Origin of the sequence: Klebsiella scottii, assembly GCF_036561945.1 — a bacterium.
Lineage (GTDB): Bacteria > Pseudomonadota > Gammaproteobacteria > Enterobacterales > Enterobacteriaceae > Klebsiella > Klebsiella scottii.
On record NZ_JARXNI010000017.1, the window covers coordinates 105356 to 128548 of the forward strand.

General features: G+C 56.0%; 19 protein-coding genes. 8 read left to right on the plus strand and 11 right to left on the minus strand.

The genetic code is table 11. From position 1 onward, the window contains the following. Positions 1-245: 245 nt before the first annotated feature. The 3 genes from aceF to pdhR form a co-directional block, all read right to left on the minus strand. Positions 246-2138, minus strand: a complete 1893-nt coding sequence (gene aceF, locus QFI97_RS00755) for a pyruvate dehydrogenase complex dihydrolipoyllysine-residue acetyltransferase (protein WP_346430393.1) — start codon at positions 2136-2138, stop codon at positions 246-248. Between the two features lie 14 nt (positions 2139-2152). Further along, positions 2153-4816 (minus strand): pyruvate dehydrogenase (acetyl-transferring), homodimeric type, encoded by a 2664-nt coding sequence (gene aceE, locus QFI97_RS00760; RefSeq protein WP_095103744.1) that lies wholly within the window; start codon positions 4814-4816, stop codon positions 2153-2155. 241 nt (positions 4817-5057) lie between these two features. Continuing rightward, a complete protein-coding gene (gene pdhR / locus QFI97_RS00765; RefSeq protein ID WP_041144071.1) occupies positions 5058-5837 on the minus strand; it encodes a pyruvate dehydrogenase complex transcriptional repressor PdhR in 780 nt (259 codons plus the stop codon). 643 nt (positions 5838-6480) lie between these two features. Between pdhR and aroP the strand changes: the two genes are divergently transcribed. Beyond that, on the plus strand, positions 6481-7854 hold the full coding sequence (aroP, locus tag QFI97_RS00770) for an aromatic amino acid transporter AroP (RefSeq protein WP_095103746.1): 1374 nt from the start codon (positions 6481-6483) through the stop codon (positions 7852-7854). A gap of 370 nt (positions 7855-8224) precedes the next feature. Here the strand turns inward: aroP and ampE are convergent, their stop codons facing one another. Both ampE and ampD read right to left on the minus strand, forming a co-directional pair. After that, positions 8225-9079 (minus strand): beta-lactamase regulator AmpE, encoded by an 855-nt coding sequence (gene ampE, locus QFI97_RS00775; protein WP_095103748.1) that lies wholly within the window; start codon positions 9077-9079, stop codon positions 8225-8227. Next, on the minus strand, positions 9076-9639 hold the full coding sequence (gene ampD, locus QFI97_RS00780; RefSeq protein WP_346430394.1) for a 1,6-anhydro-N-acetylmuramyl-L-alanine amidase AmpD: 564 nt from the start codon (positions 9637-9639) through the stop codon (positions 9076-9078). The genes ampE and ampD overlap by 4 nt, the downstream gene beginning before the upstream one ends. A gap of 224 nt (positions 9640-9863) precedes the next feature. Between ampD and nadC the strand changes: the two genes are divergently transcribed. The 4 genes from nadC (at position 9864) to hofC (ending at position 13966) form a co-directional block, all read left to right on the plus strand. Beyond that, on the plus strand, positions 9864-10757 hold the full coding sequence (gene nadC, locus QFI97_RS00785; RefSeq protein WP_331834567.1) for a carboxylating nicotinate-nucleotide diphosphorylase: 894 nt from the start codon (positions 9864-9866) through the stop codon (positions 10755-10757). A 183-nt stretch (positions 10758-10940) separates the two neighbouring features. Continuing rightward, entirely contained in the window at positions 10941-11372 is a 432-nt protein-coding gene (gene ppdD, locus QFI97_RS00790; RefSeq protein ID WP_346430395.1) for a prepilin peptidase-dependent pilin, read from the plus strand. 10 nt (positions 11373-11382) lie between these two features. Then, positions 11383-12771, plus strand: a complete 1389-nt coding sequence (gspE, locus tag QFI97_RS00795) for a type II secretion system protein GspE (protein WP_346430396.1) — start codon at positions 11383-11385, stop codon at positions 12769-12771. Next, positions 12761-13966, plus strand: a complete 1206-nt coding sequence (gene hofC, locus QFI97_RS00800) for a protein transport protein HofC (protein WP_346430397.1) — start codon at positions 12761-12763, stop codon at positions 13964-13966. Before gspE ends, hofC begins: the two co-directional genes overlap by 11 nt. A 34-nt stretch (positions 13967-14000) precedes the next feature. Here the strand turns inward: hofC and QFI97_RS00805 are convergent, their stop codons facing one another. After that, positions 14001-15044 (minus strand): GMP reductase, encoded by a 1044-nt coding sequence (locus tag QFI97_RS00805; protein WP_095103760.1) that lies wholly within the window; start codon positions 15042-15044, stop codon positions 14001-14003. 346 nt (positions 15045-15390) lie between these two features. Here QFI97_RS00805 and coaE point away from each other — a divergent pair, with 346 nt between their 5' ends. Genes coaE through yacG form a run of 3 tightly spaced genes read left to right on the plus strand, consistent with a single transcriptional unit; the run spans position 15391 to position 16958 of the window. Further along, positions 15391-16011, plus strand: a complete 621-nt coding sequence (gene coaE / locus QFI97_RS00810; RefSeq protein WP_346430398.1) for a dephospho-CoA kinase — start codon at positions 15391-15393, stop codon at positions 16009-16011. Next, positions 16011-16754: a cell division protein ZapD gene (zapD, locus tag QFI97_RS00815; protein ID WP_095103763.1), complete on the plus strand. Its 744-nt coding sequence runs from the start codon at positions 16011-16013 to the stop codon at positions 16752-16754. Before coaE ends, zapD begins: the two co-directional genes overlap by 1 nt. 9 nt (positions 16755-16763) lie before the next feature. Further along, positions 16764-16958 (plus strand): DNA gyrase inhibitor YacG, encoded by a 195-nt coding sequence (gene yacG / locus QFI97_RS00820; RefSeq protein WP_041144058.1) that lies wholly within the window; start codon positions 16764-16766, stop codon positions 16956-16958. Positions 16959-17015: 57 nt separating this feature from the next. Here yacG and mutT read toward each other — a convergent pair whose 3' ends face one another. From mutT to ftsZ, 5 genes are all read right to left on the minus strand, one after another. Then, complete coding sequence (gene mutT / locus QFI97_RS00825; RefSeq protein WP_346430399.1) at positions 17016-17411, minus strand: 8-oxo-dGTP diphosphatase MutT; 396 nt, start codon at positions 17409-17411, stop codon at positions 17016-17018. A 58-nt stretch (positions 17412-17469) separates the two neighbouring features. Beyond that, positions 17470-20175, minus strand: coding sequence for a preprotein translocase subunit SecA (gene secA / locus QFI97_RS00830; RefSeq protein WP_095103765.1), 2706 nt, complete (start codon positions 20173-20175; stop codon positions 17470-17472). 61 nt (positions 20176-20236) lie between these two features. Then, the gene (gene secM / locus QFI97_RS00835) at positions 20237-20731 is read right to left on the minus strand and encodes a secA translation cis-regulator SecM (protein WP_331834562.1); all 495 of its coding nucleotides are present in this window, start codon (positions 20729-20731) and stop codon (positions 20237-20239) included. A 250-nt stretch (positions 20732-20981) separates the two neighbouring features. Beyond that, positions 20982-21899, minus strand: a complete 918-nt coding sequence (gene lpxC / locus QFI97_RS00840; RefSeq protein WP_095103768.1) for a UDP-3-O-acyl-N-acetylglucosamine deacetylase — start codon at positions 21897-21899, stop codon at positions 20982-20984. A gap of 100 nt (positions 21900-21999) precedes the next feature. Then, complete coding sequence (gene ftsZ, locus QFI97_RS00845; RefSeq protein WP_041144053.1) at positions 22000-23151, minus strand: cell division protein FtsZ; 1152 nt, start codon at positions 23149-23151, stop codon at positions 22000-22002. Positions 23152-23193: the final 42 nt, after the last annotated feature.

The following is a 23193-nucleotide window of genomic DNA, read 5'->3' on the forward strand; positions in this document are numbered from 1 at the left end:
CAGTCACTTACTTGAGTAAGCTCCTGGGGACTCTGGCGCTTGCTGCCTTGCTGCATCCAGAAATCCATAGGGCATGTATATTAATACCCTTATATCCACCGGGACGTTCTATCCGCCTGCATTTTACAAAATTGTTAACAATTTTGAAACAACAAACGGCAAACGATTTTGTCCTTTATTGCCGATAACCTCAAAACGCACGGGAGGTTACCAGAAAAAAGCCGGCCGTCAGGCCGGCTTTTCGCTTACATCACCAGGCGGCGAATATCGCTCAGGGTGTTGTTGATGATGGTAATAAAGCGAGCACCATCAGCACCGTCGATTACGCGGTGGTCGAAGGACAGAGAGATCGGCATCATCAGACGCGGAACGAACTCTTTACCATTCCATACCGGTTCCATCGCGGATTTGGACACACCGAGGATAGCCACTTCCGGCGCGTTCACAATCGGCGCAAAGTGGGTAGTACCCAGGCCGCCGATGCTGGAGATGGTAAAGCAACCGCCCTGCATTTCGCCAGCCGTCAGCTTACCGTCACGCGCTTTCTTAGAGATCACAGTCAGTTCACGGGACAGCTCGGTAATGCTCTTCTTGTTCACGTCTTTGAAGACCGGAACAACCAGACCATTAGGCGTATCAACCGCAACACCGATGTTGATGTACTTTTTCAGCGTCAGACGCTGCGCATCTTCGGACAGGGAGCTGTTGAAGCGAGGCATCTGCTCAAGCGCAGCGGCAACCGCTTTCATGATGAAGACCACCGGAGTGAATTTCACGTCCAGCTTACGCTTCTCAGCTTCCGCGTTCTGCTGCTTACGGAACGCTTCCAGGTCAGTGATGTCGGTTTTGTCGAAGTGCGTAACGTGCGGGATCATCACCCAGTTACGGCTCAGGTTAGCACCAGAGATTTTCTGGATACGGCCCAGCTCGACTTCTTCAACTTCACCAAACTTGCTGAAGTCCACTTTCGGCCACGGCAGCATGCCCGGGATACCGCCGCCGGTAGCGGCAGCAGGCGCTGCTTCAGCGCGTTTAACCGCGTCTTTCACGTAGGCCTGAACGTCTTCGCGCAGGATGCGGCCTTTACGACCGGAGCCTTTCACTTTCGCCAGGTTCACGCCAAATTCGCGCGCCAGGCGGCGGATCAGCGGAGTAGCGTGCACGTAGGCGTCGTTCTCAGCGAACTCAGATTTGCCTTCAGCTTTCGCCGCCGGCGCCGCCGCTTTCGCAGTCGGAGCAGGTGCAGCCGCCGCAGGTGCCGGAGCAGCTGCCGCCGGAGCCGCAGCAGGCGCCGCGCCTTCAACTTCGAAGACCATAATCAGCGAGCCGGTGGAAACTTTATCGCCGGTGCTGATTTTGATCTCTTTCACGGTGCCCGCGAACGGAGCCGGAACTTCCATCGAGGCCTTGTCGCCCTCAACGGTGATCAGTGACTGTTCAGCGGCAACTTTGTCGCCCACTTTAACCATCACTTCGGTCACTTCAACTTCGTCGCCGCCGATATCAGGTACATTCACTTCTTTAGAACCGGAAGCCGCTGGTGCAGCCGCCGCTGCCGGAGCAGCAGCCTGCGCCGGTGCCGCAGCAGGTGCCGCACCCGCCACTTCGAAGACCATAATCAGCGAGCCGGTGGAGACTTTGTCGCCGGCGTTGATTTTGATCTCTTTCACGGTACCCGCGAACGGTGCCGGGACTTCCATCGACGCTTTGTCGCCTTCAACGGTAATCAGGGACTGTTCAGCCGTGACGGTGTCGCCCACTTTAACCATGATCTCGGTGACTTCAACTTCGTCGCCGCCGATATCAGGCACGTGCACGTCTTTCGCCGCGGCCGCAGCCGGTGCAGCGGCCGGAGCTGGCGCTGCTGCTTTCTCTTCCTGCGCAGGTGCAGCGGCTGCTGCACCATCGGCGGAATCGAAAATCATGATAAGTTTACCGGTCTCGGTTTTGTCGCCAACAGAGACTTTGATCTCTTTAACAACGCCAGCCTGCGGAGACGGGACTTCCATAGAGGCTTTGTCGCCCTCTACGGTGATCAGCGACTGTTCAGCTTCAACTTTGTCGCCAACTTTGACCAGGATTTCGGTGATTTCAACTTCATCAGCCCCGATGTCCGGTACATTGATTTCGATAGCCATTATTCTCTTACCTCTTACGCCAGACGCGGGTTAACTTTATCTGCATCGATGTTAAATTTGGCGATTGCTTCAGCCACAACTTTCTTATCGATTTCACCACGTTTAGCCAGTTCGCCCAGCGCCGCAACAACCACGTAGGAAGCATCTACTTCAAAGTGGTGACGCAGGTTTTCACGGCTGTCGGAACGACCGAAGCCGTCGGTACCCAGTACGCGGTAATCATCAGCCGGTACATAGGTACGAACCTGCTCGGCGAACAGTTTCATATAGTCGGTAGAAGCCACGGCCGGTGCGTCGTTCATCACCTGAGCGATGTACGGTACACGCGGGGTTTCCAGCGGGTGCAGCATATTCCAACGCTCACAGTCCTGACCATCGCGCGCCAGCTCAGTGAAGGAAGTTACGCTGTATACGTCAGAACCTACGCCGTAGTCTTTCGCCAGAATCTCTGCTGCTTCACGCACGTGACGCAGGATAGAACCGGAACCCAGCAGCTGAACTTTACCTTTGCTACCTTCGAGAGTGTCGAGTTTGTAGATACCTTTACGGATACCTTCCTCAGCACCTTCCGGCATTGCCGGCATGTGGTAGTTTTCGTTCAGCGTGGTGATGTAGTAGTAAACGTTCTCTTGTTTCTCACCGTACATACGCTCCAGGCCATCGTGCATGATGACGGCAACTTCGTACGCGTAAGACGGATCGTAAGAGATACAGTTCGGGATAGTCAGAGACTGAATATGGCTGTGACCATCTTCGTGCTGCAGACCTTCGCCGTTCAGCGTGGTACGACCGGAAGTCCCACCTACCAGGAAGCCGCGAGCCTGCTGGTCGCCTGCCTGCCAGCACAGGTCGCCGATACGCTGGAACCCGAACATGGAGTAGTAGATGTAGAACGGGATCATCGGCAGGTTGTTGGTGCTGTAAGAGGTCGCAGCAGCCAGCCAGGATGCGCCGGCACCCAGTTCGTTGATACCTTCCTGCAGGATCTGACCTTTCTCGTCTTCTTTATAGTAAGCAACCTGCTCACGGTCCTGCGGGGTGTACTGCTGGCCGTTCGGGCTGTAGATACCAATTTGACGGAACAGGCCTTCCATACCAAAGGTACGCGCTTCATCGGCGATGATCGGCACCAGACGGTCTTTAATAGACTTGTTCTTCAGCATCACGTTCAGGGCGCGAACGAAGGCGATGGTGGTAGAAATTTCTTTGTTCTGCTCTTCCAGCAGCGGACCGAAATCTTCCAGGGTCGGCAGCTCCAGCTTCTCATCGAAGTTAGGCTGACGGCTCGGCAGGTAGCCGTGGAGTTTCTCACGCTGAGCGTGCAGATAGGTATGCTCTTCGGAACCTTCCGGGAAGGTAACGTACGGCAGTTTTTCGATATCAGCATCGGCAACCGGCACGTTGAAACGATCGCGGACGTAGCGTACGCCGTCCATGTTCATTTTCTTAACCTGGTGAGCGATGTTTTTACCTTCAGCGGTATCACCCATGCCGTAACCTTTGATGGTATGGGCCAGGATGACGGTGGCTTTGCCAGTTGTTTCCTGCGCTTTTTTCAGTGCAGCGAAGACTTTCTTCGGATCGTGACCACCGCGGTTCAGGGCCCAGATCTGCTCGTCAGTCCAGTCGGCAACCAGCGCTGCGGTTTCCGGATATTTACCGAAGAAGTGCTCGCGAACGTAGGCACCGTCTTTGGATTTGAAGGTCTGGTAGTCGCCATCAACGGTTTCGTTCATCAGCTGAATCAGCTTACCGCTGGTGTCTTTACGCAGCAGCTCATCCCAGCGACCGCCCCAGATAACCTTGATAACGTTCCAGCCAGCACCGGCAAAAATGCCTTCCAGTTCGTTAATGATTTTGCCGTTACCGGTGACCGGACCGTCCAGACGCTGCAGGTTGCAGTTGATGACGAAGACCAGGTTATCCAGTTTTTCACGGGTCGCGATGGTGATGGCGCCTTTAGATTCCGGCTCGTCCATCTCGCCGTCGCCCAGGAAAGCGTAAACGGTTTGTTTGGAAGTATCTTTCAGGCCACGGTGTTCCAGATATTTCAGGAATTTAGCCTGGTAGATTGCACCGATTGGGCCCAGACCCATTGATACGGTCGGGAACTGCCAGAAGGTCGGCATCAGTTTCGGGTGCGGGTAGGAAGAGAGGCCTTTGCCATGAACTTCCTGACGGAAGTTGTTCATCTGCTCTTCAGTCAGACGACCTTCCAGGAACGCACGTGCGTATACGCCCGGGGAGATGTGGCCCTGGAAGTAAACCAGGTCGCCGCCATCCTGCTCGTTGCGCGCACGGAAGAAGTGGTTGAAGCACACTTCATAGAAGGTCGCGGAGGACTGGAAGGAAGCCATGTGGCCGCCCAGCTCAAGATCCTTTTTCGATGCGCGCAGAACGGTCATGATGGCGTTCCAGCGAATCGCAGAACGAATTCGACGTTCCAGATCCAGATTCCCCGGGTATTCCGGTTCATCTTCAACGGCAATAGTGTTGACGTAACTGCCAGTAGATGTGCCAGCAGCAACCTTCACCCCGCCTTTGCGGGCTTCAGAAAGGAGTTGGTCAATCAGATACTGAGCGCGCTCAACACCTTCTTCACGGATGACCGATTCGATCGCCTGTAGCCAGTCGCGAGTTTCGATCGGATCCACGTCATTTGGTAAACGTTCTGACATGGGGGGTATTCCTTATCTATCTAATCGTTGATTAATCTGGAACCTGTCCCATTGCACTCTTTGTTCTTCATATTTCAGGTTATCTCTTTGTTGGCTACGCTTCCTCACCCCGGTCACATAGTTAGCTATGCTCCCGGGGATTCACGCGCTTGCCGCCGCGATATAACCCGAACTATTTGAACAACCAAAAGCACAATAAGACAGGTTCTGCGTTTAGTTGCCGCGCTCTAAAAAATGGCGCTTAAGAACCGGAGTTCTCATCCTTCCGTTGCTGTAAACGACGCAGTGAGCGTTCTCGACGACTCTCCTCACGGCTACGATCCAGCAAAATTTCCTCAATGAACGCCAGGTGTCGATGCGACGCTTCACGCGCCTGCTCCGGCTCCCCGGCGATTATCGCCTCGAAAATACGAGTGCGATGATTGCTGACCTGCGGGAGCATTTCCCGACGGGCGTACAACAATTCAAAGTTCTGGCGAACGTTTTGCTCCAGCATCGGCTCCATGCAGCGTAGCAGATGCAGCAGCACAACATTATGCGCCGCTTCGGTGACGGCAATTTGATACTGGACGACGGCATCGGATTCGGCGTCAAGATCGCCGGACTGCTGGGCCCGCTCAATGGCCTGATGCAGCTCGCGAATGCGTTCGCGGTCAGCATCATTGCTGCGCAGCGCCGCGTAATAAGCCGCGATGCCTTCAAGCGCGTGACGGGTTTCCAGCAGGTCGAATTGGGATTCAGGGTGATCGGACAGGAGCTCTACCAGCGGGTCGCTGAAGCTCTGCCACAGGCTGCTCTGTACAAAAGTTCCACCGCCCTGGCGACGAAGCAACAGGCCCTTGGCTTCGAGGCGTTGAATCGCCTCACGCAGCGAGGGACGGGAAACGTCGAACTGTTTAGCCAGTTCGCGTTCAGGCGGGAGTTTTTCACCGGGGCGCAACGTCCCCTCAAGGATTAAAAACTCAAGCTGCTGCTCTATCACATCAGATAGTTTTGGTTGGCGGATTTTGCTGTAGGCCATATTCCCTGTCTCTGCCATTAGCCCGTAGTCAATTGGTCTTACCAATTCGCAGTTCGTAGCGGTAAAGTAACAAAGTATTCACCTTCTGTCCATACAGGTTTTGATTGAAATCAGTAAAGCAGGCACATTTTAACAACCTTACAGAAATAACATTTCAGAATTGTAACTTCTCACAAATGATGTCTTTACCACGTTGGAGGTAGCGTTAACTTTTATGAAACGAAAAATACGCCATCTGAACCGATTCAACAGTCAAAAAATCGTTTTTAAATTCACTTTTACTGCGTAATTAGTCATTAAGGGTTAAAGAGGCTAATTGCCGCTCTGTTTACAAATGGTTTCTTTTTGTTCGCTTCGTCATCACCCCTTCATAAAGCAGGTGCATTCGCCCGCACTTATCACTATTCTCCATGATACAAAAGGCCTTTTAGTGATTTTATATTCCGCCTTGCGTAAAGAAATTAATACAGAAACGGAATTTCATAATTACACAACACAATAATGTCGACGCTGAATCACGCAGAACAAGGCTGGCCTTAAACTCTCTGGAATAGAGATAGCTATGCTATCTGGCAGGGACCGACAATAAAGCAACAGCCTGAAGGATGAAGCGTAAACGCAAAATAACCACACACGAGGTTTCATGATGGAAGGTCAACAGCAAGGCGATCGGCTAAAGCGCGGCCTGAAAAACCGCCATATACAGCTTATTGCTCTGGGCGGCGCTATCGGTACCGGCCTGTTTCTGGGCAGCGCATCCGTTATCCAGTCGGCAGGTCCCGGCATTATCCTTGGCTATGCCATCGCCGGTTTTATTGCTTTTCTGATTATGCGCCAGCTCGGTGAGATGGTTGTAGAAGAGCCGGTGGCAGGTTCATTCAGTCATTTCGCCTACAAGTACTGGGGCGGGTTTGCCGGCTTTGCCTCCGGCTGGAACTACTGGGTGCTGTACGTTCTGGTCGCGATGGCCGAGCTGACAGCGGTCGGAAAATACGTCCAGTTCTGGTGGCCGGAGATCCCGACCTGGGTCTCTGCGGCGATCTTCTTCGTTGCCATTAACGCCATCAACCTCACCAACGTGAAGGTATTCGGCGAGATGGAGTTCTGGTTCGCCATTATTAAAGTCGTTGCCGTTGTGGCGATGATTCTGTTCGGCGGCTGGCTGCTGTTCAGCGGCAACGGCGGCCCTCAGGCAACCGTCCGCAACCTGTGGGATCAGGGCGGCTTCCTGCCGCACGGCTTCACCGGGCTGGTCATGATGATGGCCATCATCATGTTCTCGTTTGGCGGACTGGAGCTGGTCGGGATCACCGCGGCAGAAGCGGATAACCCGGAGCAGAGCATTCCCAAAGCCACCAATCAGGTTATCTACCGTATTCTGATTTTCTACGTGGGCTCGCTGGCGGTACTGCTCTCTCTGCTGCCGTGGACGCGCGTAACCGCAGACACCAGCCCGTTTGTGCTGATCTTCCACGAACTGGGAGATACCTTCGTTGCTAACGCGCTCAACGTGGTGGTGCTGACCGCCGCGCTGTCGGTGTATAACAGCTGCGTTTACTGCAACAGCCGAATGCTGTTTGGTCTTGCCCAGCAGGGTAACGCGCCGAAAGCGCTGATGAACGTCGACAAGCGCGGCGTGCCGGTGAACACCATTCTGGTTTCCGCCGTGGTGACCGCGCTGTGCGTGCTGATTAACTATCTCGCGCCGGAATCGGCGTTTGGTCTGCTGATGGCGCTGGTTGTTTCTGCCCTCGTCATTAACTGGGCAATGATCAGCCTGGCGCACATTAAGTTCCGTCGGGCAAAACAGCAGCAGGGCGTGGTTACCCGCTTCCCGGCGCTGTTCTATCCGCTCGGTAACTGGATCTGCCTGCTGTTCATGGTCGCGGTACTGGTCATCATGCTGATCACCCCGGGCATGGCCATCTCCGTCTACCTGATCCCGGTGTGGATTGCCGTTCTCGGCGTCGGCTACCTGTTCAAACAGAGAAGCGCCAGCGCCGTAAAAGCACATTAATACATCGTTAAACTCTGTGCCCGCCGCATCTTAGCGGGCGCAGAGCCCTGTTACCCGCCTCCCCCTTCCCCCTAATCAGTCGTTTTTCCATATCGCCAACCGATACCGCAACGCATTTCACAACACGCTGACCCAATCATGGGCGCGTCTCGCTGCGCAGGGAATGTTCCAGCGCCGCATATTCGCGCTTGCATGCGATAGCCGCTAACCGGCAGGTGGAGAGAAAAAGGGAAGACGTACTGGCGTATCGCGCGGAACGCCACCGAACCCGCGGTACGATCCTAACGGCTGAAGCGCATCGCCTGGCAAGAAAACGGGATGCCTGATTTCGACATCCCGCCTGCGCCGCGCCCGCTGACGGGCGGGGGACTTAAATCAGCGTTCCGTAAATCGTCAGCAGGGCCATAATCACCACCACCACCAGCGACGTTTTCTTGGCCATTGAAACGGCCGCCTTCGGCGTCTCGACCTTATCGACATGCGGCTCACGGGCGAGCGAGAACTGCGCCAGACGCGTCAGTACCTGATACTGCGACGAATGGCGATCGCCCAGCGAGGCGAACCACGCGGGTAGCGCCTTCTCGCCGTGACCAACCAGCGCGTAAACCACGCCTACCAGCCGCACCGGCACCCAGTCCACGACGTGCAAAATGCCATCAATCCCTGACTGCAAACGATGGTGCGGGGTTTGATAGCGGGCCAGCCACGACTGCCATGCACGCAGGACGCTATAGCCAATCAGCGTGATCGGGCCCCACGGCCCGCCGACCACAAACCAGAACAGCGGCGCAAGGTAATAGCGGTAGTTGATCCACAGCAGCGCATTCTGCAGTTCGCTGAGGTATTCACGGTTGTCGCAGCCCGGCGGGACGCCGTGGATAAGCGTCAGCTCGCTGGCCATCGCATCGCAGGCATGCTTATCATTGCGGGAAGCGGCCTTCAGGTAGGCGTGATAGTGCAGGCGGACTTTGCCGGCGCCAATGCACAGCAGACCAAGCAGGATCCAGAACACCAGCAGCGGGACGTTAAACAGCACGCCGTGCAGCAGGCTCTGAATAATGTACACCGCAACCATCGCCACCGCCGCCATCAGCAGCGTGCCGAACAGCGAGAAGTGCTTCACGCGACGGAACAGAACCTCAAGGCGATGATCGAGCTGCCAGTGCTCGCCCAGCTTAAACAGGCGTTCGGCGATGAGAACCAGCAGCGTAGAAAATAACGTCATGGCATCTCCTTATCTGACGAAGCGGTCAACAGACCGCGAAATTTTGCCCAGTCAAACGCCGGGCCGGGATCCGTTTTACGCACCGGCGCGATATCGCTATGGCCGGTCATGTTTTCAGCGATAGCCGGATAGAGCGCGGTCAGCTGCAGCGTAACCGCGGCCAGCTGCTGATACTGCGCATCGGTATAAGCCAGCGTATCCGTTCCTTCCAGCTCAATACCAATAGAGAAGTCGTTGCAGCGCTCACGCCCCTGATAGCAGGATACGCCGGCATGCCACGCGCGCTTATCGAAAGGCACATACTGCACGATTTCACCGTCGCGGCGAATCAGACAATGTGCCGAAACCCGTAGCTGAGCGATCCCGGCAAAAAAAGGATGCGCGTTGGGATCGAGCGTGCCGCTGAACAGAGCGTCAATCCACGGACCGCCAAATTCACCCGGCGGCAGGCTAATATTATGCACCACCAGCAGGGAGGGGGTTTCATCATCCGGGCGGCAATCATGGTGCGGCGAAGGAACCCGACGCGCGCCCACCAGCCATCCTCCGTTCAACTGCATTGCGGAGTCTCCTTTCACTAACGCATGCTCCCGGGCCGCCCATGGCCCAAGGATGCCGATTATCATACACAAATTCGTTCGGGGCCGATCGCCGCGCCTCCACCTCTACAACGCAGGCACGCCAACGCGGCAATAGCCTGAAGGATGAAGAGTATATGGTGTAGAAACGCCGTTCAGGTTAGCATGTTTCCCACTTCTGAATCTTATCTATCTGGAGCTTTATCATGTCGCCTCGTCGCTACAACCCCGACCGCCGCCGTGACGCGCTGCTGGAACGCATTAACCTCGATATTACCGATGCAGTAGCCCAGTCCCTGCGCGAAGATTTAGGCGGCGAAGTTGACGCTAACAACGATATTAGCGCGCAATTATTGCCGGAAAGCGCACGCTCGCACGCGGTTGTCATTACCCGCGAAGACGGCGTGTTCTGCGGCAAACGCTGGGTGGAAGAGGTCTTTATTCAGCTGGCCGGCGACGACGTCAGCGTCACCTGGCTGGTTGAAGATGGCGACGCGGTCAAGGCGGATCAGCCGCTGTTTGAGCTGCAGGGTCCTTCCCGCCTTCTTCTGACCGGCGAGCGTACCGCGCTGAACTTCGTGCAGACCCTATCCGGGGTCGCCAGCGAGGTGCGCCGCTACGTGGATCTGCTGGCGGGCACCAAAACCCAGCTGCTCGATACCCGTAAAACGCTACCCGGCCTGCGCACCGCGCTGAAATACGCCGTACTGTGCGGAGGCGGTGCAAACCATCGCCTGGGGCTGTTCGATGCCTTCCTGATCAAAGAGAACCACATTATTGCCTCCGGCTCCGTGCGCCAGGCCATTGAGAAGGCCTTCTGGCTGCATCCGGACGTGCCGGTAGAAGTTGAGGTTGAATCCCTTGATGAGCTGGATGAAGCCCTGAAAGCCGGAGCTGATATCATCATGCTCGATAACTTCACCCCCGACCTGATGCGCGAAGCGGTGAAGCGTACCAACGGCCAGGCCGCGCTGGAAGTTTCCGGCAACGTCACCTTCGATACTATCCGTGAATTTGCCGAAACCGGCGTCGATTACATCTCCGTTGGCGCCCTGACCAAACACGTCCGCGCGCTCGACCTGTCAATGCGTTTCCGCTAACGCTCCGCCCCGGCATGGATCGCCTGCCGGGGCGCACGCTTTGCGAGGGCGATCTCAGCGTTTTGCCCTCGCCCTGTAACGCGTAAAGAAAGCCTGGGAAGCCGTTTCCTGAGCGCTCATTTATCGCTCGTCATCCTCCCCGCAGACCGCCACAGTGCTCCCGACGATAACAAGGAGCAATCGATGGACAGACAACGTGGCTTTACCCTTATCGAACTCATGGTGGTGATTGGCATTATCGCCATTCTGAGCGCCATCGGTATTCCCGCCTACCAGAACTATCTGCGCAAGGCGGCGCTGACCGATGTCCTGCAAACCTTTATTCCCTACCGCACGGCGGTTGAGCTATGCGCCCTTGAGCACGGCGGCCTGACAAGGTGCGATGGCGGTAGCAACGGCATTCCCTCTCCCGCCACCACGCGCTACGTTTCCGCAATGACCGTGGCTAAAGGCGTCGTCACCCTTAGCGGGCAAGAAAGCCTGAACGGGCTACGCGTCACCATGACGCCCGGCTGGGATACCGCAAATGGTATTACCGGCTGGCAGAGAGAGTGCGACATCGCCAGCGGCAGCGCCCTCAAGCAGGCGTGTGAAGACGTATTCCGCTTTAACTGAGGCCATCGCGATGAAAGCCGAAAAATTGATCGCCCTCTGCCAGCGCTACCACGCCCTGCTGCTTAACAGCGATGAGCAAACCCTCTCCATCGCGGTGGTAGACTCTCCGCCGCCTGAGCTAATGGAAGCGCTGCGCTTCGCCACGCAAAAGCGGATCGATATCGAGTGCTGGAGCCAGGATAAAATGAATCAGCGCCAGCAATCGTCCGGACAGTCTGGGCCATCTCCTGCCAGCAGTGAGGCGCCGACGGGCGTCATCGACCAGGTCAATCAGATTCTGGAGCAGGCGCTGCGCCAGCGCGCATCTGATATCCACGTCGAGCCTGGCGAAAATAACCTGCGCATACGTCTGCGGGTCGATGGGGTGCTCCATCCGCTTGCGCCGCTTGCCGCCGAACTGGCACTGCCGATAACGGCGCGACTTAAGGTGCTCGGGAACCTGGATATTGCCGAACACCGCCTGCCGCAGGACGGCCAGTTTACGCAGACTCTCTCGGGACAATCGGTGTCATTTCGCATCGCCACTCTGCCCTGCCGTTACGGTGAGAAGATCGTCCTGCGCCTGCTGCATCAGGTGGAACAGGCGCTGGACCTCGAGGCGCTCGGCCTCTCCTCAGAGCAGCTTGCCGCCTTTGGCTCCGCGCTCAATCAGCCGCAGGGGCTGCTGCTGGTCACCGGCCCAACCGGCAGCGGTAAGACCATCACGCTCTACAGCGCCCTGCAGAAGAGAAACCGCGATGAGGTTAATATTTGCAGCGTAGAGGACCCGCTGGAAATTCCCATCGCCGGCATGAATCAAACGCAGATCAACCCGCGATCCGGATTAACCTTTAACAGCGTCCTGCGCGCGCTGCTGCGCCAGGACCCGGACATTGTTATGGTTGGCGAAATACGCGATGCGGAAACGGCAGAAATCGCGATCAAAGCGGCGCAAACCGGGCACCTCGTGCTCTCGACGCTGCACACTAACTCGACCAGCGAAACGCTTATTCGCCTGCAGCAAATGGGAATTGCCTGCTGGATGCTCTCATCCGCGCTATCGCTGGTCATTGCTCAGCGCCTGGTGCGCAGGCTCTGCCCACGCTGCCGTCGGGAAGGTGCAGGCGGCATTGACGTGCCGCACAGCCTGTGGCCGCGTCGGCTTCCCCGCTGGCAGGCTACGGGCTGTCGGCACTGCTATCACGGCTACTATGGGCGCCTGGCGCTATTTGAGGTGCTCCCGATAGGCGCCGCGCTGCAGCAGGCTATTTCCCAGGGGATGAGCGCGGTGGAGATTGAATCTCTGGCGCGTGAAGCCGGAATGATGACGCTGTTTGAAAGCGGCTGCCTGGCCATTGAGCAGGGGCTCACCTGTTTTGAAGAGGTGGTCCGCGTGCTGGGGCTCCCCCATGGCGACTGAACGCCTTTGGCACTGGCGCGGGCTTGATCCCGAAGGATCGCCCTGCCAGGGCTCGCTGTGGAAAAGCTCCCGCCTGGAGGTTATTCAGGCGCTGCAGCATGAACGGATTATCCCCCTCGCGCTCCGCCGCTGCGCGGTACGCAGCTCGCTGTGGCACCCGCGCTACAGCGGCCAGATTATCCATCAGCTGGCGACCCTCCTGCAGGCGGGGCTGCCTCTGGCCGAGGGGTTAGAGCTGCTGGCACAGCAGCAGCAGGGCGCGCAGTGGCAGGCGCTTCTGCGAACGCTGGCTCGGGACCTTGCGCAGGGCATCCCGCTTTCCAGCGCGCTGGAAAGATGGCCGCAGGCGTTTCCTCCGCTCTATCTGGCCATGATCCGCACCGGTGAGCTTACCGGTAAACTGGATCTTTGCTGCTTTCATCTGGCTCGCCAGCAGCGGGAGCAGCTGCAGCTGAGCGAAAAGGTCAAAAAGGCGCTGCGCTATCCGCTGGTCATTCTGCTGCTGGCGCTGCTGGTGGTGATGGGCATGCTCACCTTTGTCCTGCCGGAGTTTGCCGCTATCTACCAGACGTTCAACACGCCGCTCCCTCTGTTGACCAAAGTAGTGATAAGCGCCGGAGAAAGCCTCAGCAACCGTTGGCCGCTGCTGCTGTTGATGGCGATATTGCCGTTTCTCCTCAACCAGCTGGCCCAACGTCGCCCTTCCTGGCTACTACGGCGGCAAAAGCTGCTTCACGCTTTGCCGGTAGTCGGAAAGCTGATAGGGGGACAGCGGCTCAGCCAGATATTTACCGTTTTAACCCTCACGCAGAGCGCCGGCATCAGCTTTATGCAGGGCCTGGAAAGCGTAGAAGAGACGTTAAGCTGCCCGCTTTGGCGCCAGAGGATCCATCAGGTTAATACTCAGATTGCCCACGGGACCGCCATCTGGCAGGCGCTGGCGAACAGTGGAGGATTTACCCCGCTATGCCTGCAGCTCATCCGCACCGGGGAGGCTTCAGGATCGCTGGATATCATGCTGGAGAACCTTGCCCGCCATCATAGCGAACGCACGCACCGTCAGGCAGAAGGCCTGGCCACGCTGCTTGAACCGATGCTGCTGCTGATAACCGGCGCCGTTGTTGGCGTACTGGTGGTGGCGATGTATTTACCCATTTTTCATCTGGGCGACGCCATTAGCGGAATGGGGGGATAGCGGCTGGCGCAGGAGGTGCGCCAGCAAAACGGCATTACAGGCTGTTGAACACGCGGTTCTCTTGTTCCTGTACGCGAATAAAGGTTGTGCGTTTGGTCAGCTCTTTCAGACGAGATGCGCCGACATAGGTGCAGGCGGAACGTAGGCCGCCGAGGATATCGCGGGCGGTATTATCAACCGGGCCGCGCAGGGGCAGCTTAACGGTTTTACCTTCCGCAGCGCGGTACTGCGCAACGCCGCCCACATGACGGGTCATGGCGGATTCAGAGCTCATACCGTAGAACAGCATAAACTTCTCGCCGTTCTCTTCAACAACGGTGCCGCCGCTCTCTTCGTGGCCTGCCAGCATACCGCCCAGCATGACGAAATCAGCGCCGCCGCCGAAGGCCTTCGCTACGTCGCCTGGCGTGGTGCACCCGCCATCGCTGACGATCTGACCGCCAAGGCCATGAGCCGCATCGGCGCATTCGATAACCGCAGAGAGCTGCGGGTAGCCAACGCCGGTTTTCACGCGGGTAGTACAAACGGAACCCGGACCGATGCCGACCTTCACGATATCCGCGCCGGACAGAATCAGCTCTTCGCACATTTCGCCGGTCACGACGTTACCCGCACAGATCGTTTTCAGCGGCCAGGCTTCGCGCGCTTTCGCCACGAACTGCACGAAATGCTCGGAATAACCGTTTGCCACGTCAATGCAAACGAAGCCAAGCTGCGGGTTCTGCGTCAGGATCTGTTTGGTTTTTTCGAAGTCGACATCCGAGGTACCGGTAGAAACCATGACGTACTTCAGCACATCGGCAGGAGTGGTCTGCACAAAGTTCCGCCACTCTTCTACGGTGTAGTGTTTATGTACGGCAGTGAGGATCCCGAAAGAAGCCAGCGCTTTTGCCATACTAAACGTACCGACGGTGTCCATATTCGCTGCGATGATCGGCACGCCGGACCAGGAGAGGCCAGAATGTTTAAAAGTGAATTCGCGTTCCAGTTCAACATCAGAACGACTTTTGAGGGTAGAGCGCTTGGGGCGGATAAGAACGTCTTTAAAGCCAAGCTTCAGATCTTCTTCAATACGCATGTGCGAATTCCTGGGGTTAATTGCATTATTGTGAGAGCACAACTCCAGTGACGTTATCATACTCACGAATCATGACTGCGCAAGACTGCGATTTTCACTTTTTTTACGCTACAATCGTACAAATTTACCTGGTGGATTGAGAAAAGCGCGAACGCGATAATCAACGGCCAGAGCGTCATTTTTAACCATTTGATTTATATGTACAAAGCAATCCAGTATCCGTCGTAAAAGTCTCTTTCCGGCTTGAAGCAGCCTGACGGGACACCCACCGCAGAGTCACGGCTCGTGAAGCGCGGGCGCTGCTGAAAAGTCAATGTGTATATGATCAGTTTCAGGAACGGGGTATATGAGGTATACGGTAGCGTTAACGGGCGGCATCGGTAGCGGCAAAAGCACCGTAGCCGATGTATTTTCTCACCTTGGTGTTAACGTTATTGACGCCGACGTTATCGCCCGTCAGGTGGTAGAACCTGGAACTCCCGCGCTACTGGCGATTGCCGCTCGCTTCGGCCAACAAATGATTAACGATGACGGCACGCTGAACCGCCGCAGCCTGCGGGAACACATTTTCGCTCACGCCGAGGATAAAACCTGGCTTAACGCGCTGCTGCACCCGCTCATTCAGCAGGAAACCCGCCGTCAAATGCAGGCGGCGTCCTCTTCTTATGTTCTCTGGGTCGTTCCCCTGCTGGTCGAAAACAACCTCGCTGCCAACGCTGACCGCGTGCTGGTCGTCGATGTCCCAAAAGAGACGCAAATACAGCGAACCATACTGCGCGATCGGGTCAGCCGTGAGCACGCAGAACGTATTCTTGCCGCCCAGGCGACGCGTGAGCAACGCCTCGCCGCTGCGGATGATGTCATTGAAAATATGGGCCCTCCGGATGCCATCGCATCGGATGTCGCCCGCCTGCATGAAAAGTATCTAATGCTGGCATCGCAGGCCGCCTCACAGGAAAAATCGTAATGCATACCCCTGTTCTATTTGAACATCCCCTCAATGAGAAAATGCGCACCTGGCTGCGTATTGAGTTTTTGATTCAACAGCTGTCCGTGCATCCGACGCTCGCCACCTACGCGGACGCGCTCCACTTTTTCCGCAATACGGGCGATCTCCTGGATGTCCTCGAACGCGGCGAGGTGCGCACGGATCTGCTCAAAGAGCTCGAGCGGCAGCAGCGTAAACTGCAGTCCTGGGCAGAAGTGCCAGGCGTCGACCGCGGGCGTATTGACGAATTGCGCCAACAGCTGAAGCAGTCCGGCAGCGCGTTAATGTCTGCCCCGCGCATCGGCCAGTTCCTGCGTGAAGATCGTTTAATTGCGCTGGTTCGCCAGCGTCTGAGCATTCCCGGCGGCTGCTGTAGTTTCGATCTGCCCACGCTGCATATCTGGCTGCATATGCCTCAGGAGTATCGCGACGAGCAGGTTGGCAGATGGTTAGTGAGCCTTCAGCCGCTCACCCAGGCGCTGGTGCTGATCCTCGATTTGATTCGCAACTCCGCGCCCTTTCGCAAGCAGACCAGCCTCAACGGTTTTTATCAGGATAATGGCGATGATGCCGATCTGCTGCGTTTACGCCTCGATCTTGCCAGCCAGCTGTATCCGCAAATTTCTGGCCATAAAAGCCGCTTTGCCATTCGCTTTCTCCCGCTGGACAGCGAACTCGGTATCGTCCCCGAGCGTTTTGATTTTGAACTGGCCTGTTGTTAAGGAGAAAACATGTCGAAAGAGACAATCGTCAACTGCCCGACCTGCGGTAAAAACGTGGTCTGGAATGAGCACAGCCCGTTTCGGCCATTTTGCTCAAAACGCTGTCAGCTCATTGACTTAGGTGAATGGGCGGCGGAAGAAAAACGCATTCCTAGCGCGGGCGACCTGTCCGATACCGATGACTGGAGCGAACAGCAGCAGTAGCGTCTGGCGGCAGAGAAAATCCCGGAGATGACGTTGCGTCTTGTCCGGGCCATTTTCTCAGCGGGCGGACTGCACTAATTTGCTGATAATCGGTTCGTTAGCCGGCGGAAACTCCTCGGCCAGCAGCGCACGCTGGGCAATCCAGCGCCCCGGCTGCCCTTCTTTACCCCAGGGCTCGCCTTCCCAGTCATCAACCAGCCAGAACCATAGCGTGATATGCCGATCGGGGAACTGATACTCCAGCTTATCAAACAGAGTGAACGCGCGTACCGTAATGCCAACCTCTTCCTGCAGCTCACGCGCTAACGCCTGCTCGGCAGACTCTCCCGCTTCAATTTTCCCACCGGGAAACTCGAGCTTATTTGCCATATGCGCATCGGCAGCGCGCTGGGTAATAAAGATTTCACCCTGCGGGTTACGGATGATGCCAACTGAGATTTGCAGTATTTTCATTGCGTTAATTCCATAAAAAAGGCGCAGATATCTGCGCCTTCATTTTTATTCTCTGAGCTTAACTCAGACGACCATGGCACTGCTTATATTTCTTACCGGAACCACACGGGCAAGGATCGTTACGGCCAACCTTACGCTCGCCGGTTTCCTCAGCCAGTGCGGCTGCGGCTACCGTGTCGTCATCCTGATGGCTCAGCTGCTGCATCTGCGCGAGGCGCTCCGCCTCTTCGCGGCGCTGCTGTTCCATCGCTTCAACTTCTTCCGGCATCCGCACCTGAACCTTGCTCAGGGTGCTGATCACTTCATACTTCAGGGATTCAAGCATCGCCGCAAACATCGAGAACGATTCACGCTTGTATTCCTGCTTAGGATCTTTCTGCGCGTAGCCGCGCAGATGGATGCCCTGACGCAGGTAGTCCATTGCCGCCAGATGCTCTTTCCACAGGGAGTCCAGCGTCTGCAGCATTACGCCTTTTTCGAAATGACGCATCATTTCGGTACCCACGACTTCTTCTTTACGCTGATAGGTTTCTACCGCGTTCTGCAGAATACGCTCACGCAGAGTTTCTTCATGCAGTTCAGGCTCTTTGTCCAACCACTCCTTGAGCGGCAGATCGAGATCGAAGTCGTTTTTCAGACGTTCCTGCAGGCCTTCGACATCCCACATTTCCTCCAGAGACTGCGGCGGAATGTGCGCATCGATAGTTGTTTTGAAAACGTCTTCGCGAATGCTGTTGATGGTTTCGCTAACATCAGATACGTCCAGCAGTTCGTTACGCTGGCTGTAGATGGCGCGACGCTGATCGTTAGCCACGTCATCATATTCCAGCAGCTGCTTACGAATATCAAAGTTACGGCTTTCAACCTTGCGCTGCGCGTTGGCGATAGCTTTGGTGACCCACGGGTGCTCAATCGCTTCGCCCGGCTTCATCCCCAGCTTACGCATCATGCCGGACACGCGGTCAGAGGCAAAAATGCGCATCAGGGCATCTTCCATCGACAGATAGAAACGAGAAGAACCGGCATCGCCCTGACGACCTGAACGGCCGCGCAGCTGGTTATCGATACGGCGAGATTCATGGCGCTCGGTACCGATAATGTGTAAACCACCGGAGGCCAGCACCGCTTCGTGACGCACCTGCCAGTCGGCTTTGATTTGAGCGATCTGCTCTGGAGTCGGATCTTCCAGCGCGGCGACTTCCGCCTGCCAGCTGCCGCCCAGCACGATATCCGTACCACGACCGGCCATGTTGGTGGCGATGGTCACCGCGGCCGGGTAGCCGGCTTGAGCCACGATATCCGCTTCACTGGCGTGGAACTTCGCGTTCAGGACATTGTGTTTGATGCCCGCTTTGGTCAGCTCTTGCGAAACCACTTCGGATTTTTCGATAGAAATCGTACCTACCAGAACCGGCTGGCCGGCGGCAGTACGCTCTCTGATATCTTCGATAATCGCCTGAATTTTTTCTGCTTCGGTCATATAGACCAGATCCGCCATATCCTTACGGATCATCGGACGGTTGGTCGGTACGACTACGGTATCCAGCTTATAGATAGAGCTGAATTCGAAAGCTTCGGTATCCGCAGTACCGGTCATCCCCGCCAGCTTCTCGTACAGACGGAAGTAGTTCTGGAAGGTGATGGACGCCAGCGTCTGGTTCTCATTCTGGATATCAACGCCTTCTTTGGCTTCGACGGCCTGGTGCAGACCGTCTGACCAGCGACGACCCTGCATGGTACGACCGGTATGCTCATCGACAATAATGACTTCGCCATCTTTTACGATGTAGTCAACGTCGCGGGTGAACAGCACGTGCGCACGCAGCGCTGCGGTCACGTGGTGCATCAGCATAATGTTAGTCGGTGAATACAGAGATTCGCCTTCGTCCATAATGCCTTCGTTCACCAGCAGCTCTTCAATCAGGACCAGCCCGCGTTCGGTCAGGTTCACCTGACGCGCTTTCTCATCTACCGAGAAGTGGCCTTCACCGGTAAAGGTATCGGAGTCCTCTTTTTCCTGGCGCACCAGATGAGGAATGATCTTGTTCACTTTCTTGTACATTTCCGAGCTGTCTTCAGCCGGGCCGGAAATGATCAGCGGCGTACGCGCTTCATCGATCAGGATGGAGTCCACCTCATCCACCAGCGCATAGTGCAGCTTACGCTGTACGCGCTCTTCCGGACTGAACGCCATGTTATCGCGCAGATAGTCGAAGCCGTATTCGTTGTTGGTACCGTAGGTGATATCGGCGGCGTAAGCTTCACGTTTTGCCGGAGCAGGCAGGCCCGACATATTGATACCAACGGTCATACCGAGGAACTCAAACAGCGGACGGTTGTTTTCAGCATCACGCTGCGCCAGGTAGTCGTTGACGGTCACGACGTGAACGCCTTTACCTGACAGCGCGTTCAGATAGGCCGGGAGGGTAGCGGTCAGCGTTTTACCTTCACCGGTACGCATTTCTGCAATGCAGCGCTCATTGAGCACCATGCCGCCCAGCAGCTGTACGTCAAAGTGACGCATACCGAATACGCGCTTACTGGCTTCACGTACCACGGCAAAGGCTTCCGGGATCAGGCTTTCTACGCTTTCGCCCTTCGCCAGACGCGCGCGGAACTCTTCTGTTTTAGCCTTCAGCTGATCATCAGAGAGCTTCTCCATGTCAGGTTCCATGGAATTAATCAGCGTCACAGCTTTGCGCATGCGGCGCAGTGTACGATCGTTACGGCTACCGAAAACTTTAGTTAATAATTTGATTAGCATAATAAAATCTCAAACGCCCCGCGATGCGGAGTCACAAAAAATAGAATGATCCGTTTTTAGTTCAGCTGAGGCGTTGCGGCCCGGCGCGTATCCCGGTGACCTGGCTAATCCAGGCGGAGACGCAAAAGGCGCGATGGGAGGGGTTGTATGCCGCCTGACGCACAATGACCGGCGGCTTGCTTTCCTGCGTCAGCAGCGCGCTGAGCGTATCGAGCAGGGCCAGATGCTGCGCCTGTAATGGCGAAGATTCTTCCGCAACCGGCAGCGCCTGAGGCGCCATGGCAAATGACAGATGACGAATAACCGTGCGGATGGCGTGCTGATGCCAGTAATCGACGGTAAAGTTTGGCCGGCGGCTGGCATCCAGAAGCGCCAGCTGGGAGAAATTAACTTTATTCGGCGTGTGGCTGCTGGCCGCTGCTTTCGCAGGTGATGCCGTTTCGTGACTATTGCTTAACGCAGGCAGGCCAAAGCTAGCCGCGACCATCCCCAACAGGAGATGCGGCCAGAAATACCGTCTGCCAAACTGTCGCCAGCGCGTCAGCAATCCACTCACGTCCATTACCTTTAGTTGAAGCAACCCCAGGAAATAATTTTGCGCCCAAATATTACCATTAATACCGCGTCACGGCAGCAGGAATGAAAGCTTTGCGGAGGTAAAAGCGGTCAATTAAGCAGCGAACGCGCGGTGTCAGCGATCGTTGAATCGGGGTGAAATGAGAACCGGAAGGTAAAAAAGAAAAACGACTGGCTCCCTGGCCGGAGAGAGTACCAGGTTACCAGTCGATTTTACTGAATGGTCAGGCTTACGCCATAACCATTGATGGTGCGCGGAATGCCAGCGGCATTTCTGCTTCGTCTTCGAAGGTCACATACTCCCAGGCTTCCTGTTTTGCCAGAACGGCCTGCAGCAGTTTGTTATTCAACGCGTGACCTGATTTGAACGCCGTGAATGCGCCGATGATATTGTGACCACACATAAACAGGTCACCAATCGCATCCAGCATTTTGTGGCGGACAAACTCATCTTCAAAGCGTAAGCCGTCTTCGTTCAGTACGCGATAATCGTCAACAACGATGGCACAATCGAAGCTGCCGCCCAGGCACAGGCCGCGGGACTGCAGATATTCGATATCACGCATAAAACCGAAGGTACGCGCACGGCTAATCTGGCGCATAAATGCATCAGCAGAGAAGTTCATCGCATAGCGCTGGTTGCTTGAGTCAATCGCCGGATGGTTAAAATCGATGGTGAAGTCCAACGAAAAACCATTGTACGGCTTAAACTCAGCCCACTTATCGCCATCTTCGACGCGAACGGCCTCTTTAATGCGCACAAATTTCTTGGCGCAGTTCAGCTCATCGATGCCGGCATCCAGCAGCAGATAAACGAACGGAGCAGCACTGCCGTCCATAATCGGGATTTCCGGCGCATCGACTTCAATAACTATGTTGTCAATGCCCAGGCCAGCCAGTGCGGCATTCAGGTGCTCGACTGTTGAAATCCGCACGTCATGCTCGTTCACCAGGCAAGTACAGAGCATGGTATCACGCACAGATTTGGCATCAGCCGGAAAATCAACCGGTGGATTCAAGTCGGTGCGACGATAGATGACCCCGGTATTTGCCGGCGCAGGTCGTAACGTCAGTGTGACTTTCTTGCCGGTATGCAAACCGACGCCAGTCGCCTGAACGATACGTTTAAGAGTCCTTTGTTTGATCATCGTATAATCTCGCCAAGTTACCTATCCAACCGAAGTGTATAACACTTTCGGACGGGCAGTTTAGCACAAAGAGCGCTGATGCCCAACTTCCAGCCAATTCTTAATCAGCTTGCTTGCGCAGGAAGGCCGGGATATCCAGATAATCCGGCTCTTTCGCGGTTTGCGGCGTATTGTCGTTCACCACTTTCGCTGCCGGTTTCTGCTCCTGATTCAATGGCGCCATACCGTGCTGCTGGTAGCGATCCATTACCGGCTGCTGAACCTGCTTGTTGGTTACCAGGGTAATTTCCGGACGTTTGTCCATGCCAATACCGGTAGCAACAACGGTCACGCGCAGCTCATCGTTCATATCCGGATCCAGAGAAGTACCGATAACCACGGTCGCGTTATCCGAGGCGAAAGCACGGATAGTGTTACCTACGGTTTCGAACTCATCCAGACGCAGGTCGAAGCCAGCGGTGATGTTGACCAGAACGCCGCGCGCGCCGGACAGATCGATATCTTCCAGCAGCGGAGAAGAAATCGCCATTTCAGCCGCTTCTTCCGCACGGTCTTCACCGCTCGCCACGCCGGAGCCCATCATCGCATAGCCCATTTCGGACATCACGGTGCGCACATCCGCAAAGTCGACGTTCATCAGACCCGGACGGGTAATCAGCTCGGCGATCCCCTGCACTGCGCCTTTCAGCACGTCGTTTGCTGCGCCGAAGGCGTCCAGCAGCGAAATGCCGCGGCCGAGAACTTTCAGCAGCTTGTCGTTCGGGATAGTGATCAGTGAATCCACGTGCTTAGAGAGCTCGGTGATCCCCTGTTCGGCGAAAGCCATACGCTTCTTGCCTTCAAAATTGAAGGGCTTAGTCACAACCGCGACGGTCAGGATACCCAGATCCTTCGCCACTTCTGCTACCACAGGCGCCGCACCGGTACCGGTACCGCCGCCCATACCAGCCGCGATAAACACCATGTCTGCGCCGTCGAGAGCAGCACGCAGCGCTTCACGGTCTTCATCCGCCGCATTGCGGCCGACTTCCGGGTTGGCGCCTGCGCCCAGCCCCTTGGTAATACCGCTACCAATCTGAATAGTCTGGCCAACAGCCGTTTTACGCAGCGCCTGCGCATCGGTGTTCACCGCGAAGAATTCAACACCTTCAATGCGCTCGCGCACCATGTGCTCTACGGCATTACCGCCGCCGCCACCGACGCCGATGACTTTAATCACCGCGTCGTTGGTTAATTCCATTGGTTCAAACATAGTTTCTCTCCGTCTTGTGCCTGTCGCCTGAGAACGCTAATT